Source organism: Bradyrhizobium retamae, assembly GCF_001440415.1.
Taxonomy (GTDB): domain Bacteria; phylum Pseudomonadota; class Alphaproteobacteria; order Rhizobiales; family Xanthobacteraceae; genus Bradyrhizobium; species Bradyrhizobium retamae.
Genome location: NZ_LLYA01000130.1, coordinates 1 through 1,296 on the forward strand (window position 1 = coordinate 1; position 1,296 = coordinate 1,296).

Below are 1,296 nucleotides of genomic sequence, written 5' to 3' on the forward strand. Positions count from 1 at the left end.
GGACGTGCTCGATCTCTATTCCGAGGCGCCGGATTCCGAGCGGCCGCTGGTCTGCATCGACGAGACCCCCGTCCAGCTCATCGGCGAGGTGCGTCAGCCGATCCCGGCCAGGCCCGGACAGCGCGAGCGCTACGATTACGAGTACCGCCGCAACGGCACCGTCAATCTCTTCGTCACCTTCGATCCGCAACGCGGCTGGCGCAACGTCAAGATAACAGATCGCCGCGCCGCCGTGGACTACGCCCACTGCATGCGTGAACTCGTCGACGTCCATTATCCCGATGCCGCCTGTATCCGTGTCGTGCAGGACAATCTGTCGATCCACACCGCCGGCGCGCTGTATCAAGCATTTGCGCCCGCCGAGGTCCGTCGCATCCTGCGTCGCCTCGAATTCCACTACACCCCGAAACACGCCAGTTGGCTCAACATGGTCGAGTGCGAGATCAGCGCGCTGCAGCGCCAGTGTCTCGGCCGCCGCATCGACGACCCCAAACGGCTCCGAAAAGAGATCGCAGCATGGCAACGGCAGCGAAACAAAGCGCAAGACCGCATCAAATGGATGTTCACAACCGACAAAGCCCGCGCCAAACTCGGCCGCGCATATCCAGCCACCGCCAAAGAGTCAAAATTACTGTGATGAATCACTAGACGACCGATTCCATGAAACCTGCGCTGATGGAGCAGGCTGAATTGGTGGAACGGACGGGCTGTTGGCGGATTCCTCGTTTGCGGTCGGCGAAACGAGGAGCTGTATCATGGCAGGATGGCGGCGAGCGGTCGAATTGGCAATGAGTGATGAAGAGATAGCGACCTTGACGACGCTTTCGCGGTCGCGGATCGAACTGGCGAGCCGGGTGTCGCGGGCGCAGATGCTGCTGGCGTATCGGGAAAATCCTTCGTTCTGCGCGGTGGGCCAGAGACTTGGGGTCCATCATCAGACGGTGCAGCGCTGTGTCGAGCGGGCGCTGGCCGATGGCCCGCTGGCAGCCCTTGATGATCGTCCGCGACCGGGCAAGGAGCCGACGATCACGCCTGAGGCCAAAGCCTGGTTGGTGTCGCTGGCCTGCGACAAGGCCAAGGACCACGGCTATCCACATGAGTTGTGGACGACGCGGCTCTTGGCGCGCCATGCGCGCGAACACGGGCCGGCGGCGGGGCATGCGTGTTTGGCCAATTTGGTCCAGGGAACGGTGTGCAAGATCCTCGGCCGGGAGGAAATCAAGCCGCACAAAGTGCGCTACTATCTTGAAAATCGCGACGCCGAGTTCGAACAGAAGATGGCGGAGGTGCTGTGCG

General features: G+C 62.1%; 2 protein-coding genes. Both read left to right on the forward strand.

Translation table 11 applies throughout. The annotated features are described in order from the left end of the window. Positions 1-637 (forward strand): IS630 family transposase (locus CQ13_RS15890; RefSeq protein WP_156433696.1); only part of this gene is annotated, 637 nt, incomplete at its 5' end. A 118-nt stretch (positions 638-755) separates the two neighbouring features. Continuing rightward, positions 756-1,296, forward strand: a 541-nt coding sequence (locus tag CQ13_RS15895) for a helix-turn-helix domain-containing protein (protein ID WP_156433697.1), incomplete at its 3' end; no start/stop codon positions are given.